The following is a 3,428-nucleotide window of genomic DNA, read 5'->3' as shown; positions in this document are numbered from 1 at the left end:
GCCAAGGGGCTTGCGATTACCGGTTCGCCGGTCGTCTCAGCCATCACCGGCGTGCTCACCGCCACTTTCGGCGGCATTCTGCGCGATCTCCTTGCCGGCGAGCCATCGGTGCTGCTCAGGCCCGAAATCTATGTCACGGCGGCCCTTGCAGGTGCCGGCCTTTACACGCTTGGCGATCTTGCCGGACTGCCGCCGCTCGCCTCGGACCTTGCCGGTTTTGCGGCGGCGTTCCTTGTGCGTGGCGGCGCGCTCAAATTCGGCTGGTCGTTTCCGTCCTACAAGAGCCGGCCCGGCAGGCGGCCGGAAGATATTTTGTGAAAAGGAAGCGAATAGCGAATAGGGGTTGAACGAGATAGCTCCCGCTACTTTCTATTCGCTAGCCTCACGCAGCGAAGCGCTGGGCTTCCCCGCCATAATAGTTGACGTAGCGTGCGCCGATCTCCTTGACCGGCATCACGACGAACACATCGACCGTCGAGAATTCGCGATCGATGACGCAGCCGTCGCCGATGCGGGCGCCGACGCGCAGATAGCCCTTGACCAGAGGCGGCATCGCGGCGATCGCCGCCTTGGCATTGACCGCCTCGATAGGCATCAGGTCCATCGAGCAGTAGCGCCCGGAGACCGCGCGCACGTCCCAGGCCGAATTCGTGCGGCAGTGGTGGGCGAGGTAGGTGAGCGCCTCGGCATGCGCCGCCGGCACGGTGCCGTGAAAGGAAGCGCAACCGGTCATCACACCGATTTCATAATGGTTGATGTAAGCCCAGATGCCTTGCCACAACGCTTCGATGGTGCGCTTCGAGCGGTATTCCGGCAAAACGCAGGAGCGGCCGAGTTCAAGGAAACGCTGGCCGGGGTGACGGGCAATGAGCTTGGTCAGCTCGAATTCACCTTCGGAATAGAAACCGCCGGCCGTGGCCGCGATTTCTTGCCGCAGCAGCCGATATGTGCCGACGATGCGGCGATGTTCGGGACCGGAAAGCGTGGTGTCCAAAACCAGCAGATGGTCGCAGAGCGGATCGAACCGGTCGGCGTCACGGCGGTCATGGGCCTGGAACAGGTCCTTCCTGGCGCCAAGTTCGTCGTAGAACACCCGGTAGCGCACTTCCTGCGCGGCCGCGATCTCGGCCTCGTTGCGAGCGAGCCGCACTTCAAGATTGCCTATACGGCCCAGTGCGGCGCCCTTTATGACGGAATCGACGTTACGTCCGGCAAGCAAGGCGCTGCTGGCGTTCGGCCGAGTGTCACATTCCGGCATAACTGTATGCACGAGTGATTCTCCTTCGAGCCATCCCTCTTGGCACGGGGATACGGTGTAGGTGCAACAGGATTGTGACAGTACCGTGATACGACGTCGTGGGCAATACTTCGTCGGCTGGCGAATACGATCAACCGGCTACGTTTAAGTGATCGCCCGGTGCGGAATGGGCGGTGGAAAGCTCAGGCCGCGACGACCTGGCCCTCGACGGCATTGACCAGCGCCTCGGGGTCGAGCGGCTTGGTGACAAAGCCGCTGGCGCCATGGGCCAACACCGCATGGCGGGTCTTTTCCTGGCTGTCGGCCGACAGCACCATGATCGGCACCGGCCGCACGGCACTTTCTTCCTCATGGCGGCGGATGGCGGCAATCGCGTCCAGCCCGTCCATGACCGGCATGTGCAGATCCATCAAGACCACGTCGAAGCGGTCCTTGTGCGCGGCGCCGGTGACAGCCTCGACGGCCGCCTTGCCGTTGCCGACCACCCTGACGCGATGCCCCGCCTTCAGCAGCGTGGCGCGGGCCAGCATGGCATTGATGTCATTGTCCTCGGCGATCAGCACCGACAGGCCGCGCTGGCGGTTGCCGACGGCGCGCAGTGTCGGCGCGCCGCGCTTTTCCGGCTGCGGCGGGCCGAGGCTCGGAGCATGGCTGCTCAACAGTACACGCAAAAGTGTTCCGCCGCGCACCGGCCTGGCCAGGAAGGTTGCGTAGCCGCTGGCGCGGAACTCGCCAAGCATGCCGCGATCTGTCGGCGCGATCAGCGTGATCGCCTCACAGTCGGAGAAACCGCTCTGGCGCAGGCGCTTGAGCAGCCTTCCGTCGCCTTCCTCCATCGCTGCATCGACCAGGATCGCGTCGCAGCCGGCGGCGAAAGGCGCGGCCTGTGCGGCGGTGGTGGCGATGTCGACCGCGCCACCGTTGGCACGGATGGTGCGGGCGATGGCGTCGGCCTCGACGGCGTTCTTCGACAGGATCACCACGCGTCTGCCCGAGAGAGCATTCTGGCGGCCCTGCGGCGCTTCGGTGGCCGCTGTCGCAGGGACTTCGAAGACGAACTCGGATCCCTGGCCGAGCCGGCTGGATACCGAGATCGTGCCACCCATGGCGGCCACCAGGCGCCTGGAGATGGCAAGGCCGAGGCCGGCCCCGCCATGTGTGCGTGTCGACGTGCCGTCGGCCTGCTCGAACTCCTCGAAAATGCGCTCCAGGTCGGCATCATGCAGGCCCGGACCGGTATCGGCGATGGTAAAGCATATGCGGTCGCTGGTTTCGGTGCGTGCGCGTGCAATGCTCACCAGCACGCCGCCGCTGTCGGTGAACTTGATGGCGTTGCCGATGAGGTTGAGAAGCACCTGCCTGACCTTGCCTGGATCGGCGGTGATCAATTGCGGCACGTCGGGTTCGACATGACAACCCAGCCCGATATCCTTGGCGAAGGCGCGCGCCGCCAGCAATTCGATGATGTTGTCGGCGATCTCGCGCACCGACATCGGCTGCGGCTCCGGGTCGAAACGCCCGGCTTCGATCTTGGAATAGTCGAGAAGATCCTCGATCAGGGCAAGCAATGCGCTGGCTGAGGTCGAGACGGCGCCGACATAGGTCTGCTGCTCCGGCGACAGGCTGGTGTCGGCGAGCAACCTGGCCATGCCCATGATGCCGTTCATCGGGGTGCGGATTTCATGGCTGACGGTGGCGAGGAAACGCGATTTGGCCTGGCTGGCATATTCGGCCCGTTCGCGTGCGGTGATCAGCGAGGACTCGGCGCGTTTGCGGGCGGTGATGTCGCGGGCGATGGCGCGGTGCGAAACCGCGCCACTGTCCTTGTCGCGCACCGACAGTTCGATCCAGGAGAACCAGCGCTGCCCGCTCGGCGTGCTGATAGAGACATCGGTGGAACTCAGGCACTCATGGTCGGAAAAGGCGGCATCGGGAACCATGCCGACCTCGATGCCGAGTTCCGCCAGGGTCTTGCCGGCAAGATCGCGCTGGTCGATCTCGACGAGATCGGCGAAGACCTTGTTGGCATAGACGATGTAGCCGTCGCGGTCGCGATGGATGACGAGATCGCCAAGCGCGTCGATCAGGCCACGAAAGCGCTCATCGCTCTCCTGCATCTCCCACATGCGGTCGGCCAGCGTCTCGATCTCGGCGCGGCTGCGGGCCGTGG

The 3,428-nt window shown here is 64.5% G+C and carries 3 protein-coding genes; 1 reads left to right on the top strand and 2 read right to left on the bottom strand.

Translation table 11 applies throughout. The features are described 5' to 3' along the window. On the top strand, nt 1-318 hold a 318-nt coding region (locus tag EN932_RS31920; protein ID WP_206618982.1), incomplete at its 5' end, for a TRIC cation channel family protein. 64 nt (nt 319-382) lie between these two features. Here EN932_RS31920 and EN932_RS31915 read toward each other — a convergent pair. Further along, entirely contained in the window at nt 383-1,258 is an 876-nt protein-coding gene (locus tag EN932_RS31915) for a GNAT family N-acetyltransferase (RefSeq protein WP_023812526.1), read from the bottom strand. A 182-nt stretch (nt 1,259-1,440) separates the two neighbouring features. After that, nucleotides 1,441-3,428, bottom strand: a 1,988-nt coding sequence (locus EN932_RS31910; protein ID WP_164890721.1) for a PAS domain-containing hybrid sensor histidine kinase/response regulator, incomplete at its 5' end; no start/stop codon positions are given.

This window comes from Mesorhizobium sp. M7A.F.Ca.US.002.01.1.1 (assembly GCF_004022955.1).
Classification (GTDB): domain Bacteria; phylum Pseudomonadota; class Alphaproteobacteria; order Rhizobiales; family Rhizobiaceae; genus Mesorhizobium; species Mesorhizobium ciceri.
This window is presented reverse-complemented; position numbering and strand designations above follow the sequence as displayed.

What these genes read in the sequence shown, in the direction of transcription:
- EN932_RS31915 (WP_023812526.1), bottom strand. Translation starts at nt 1,258, where the DNA reads ATGCCGGAATGTGACACTCGGCCGAACGCCAGCAGCGCCTTGCTTGCC.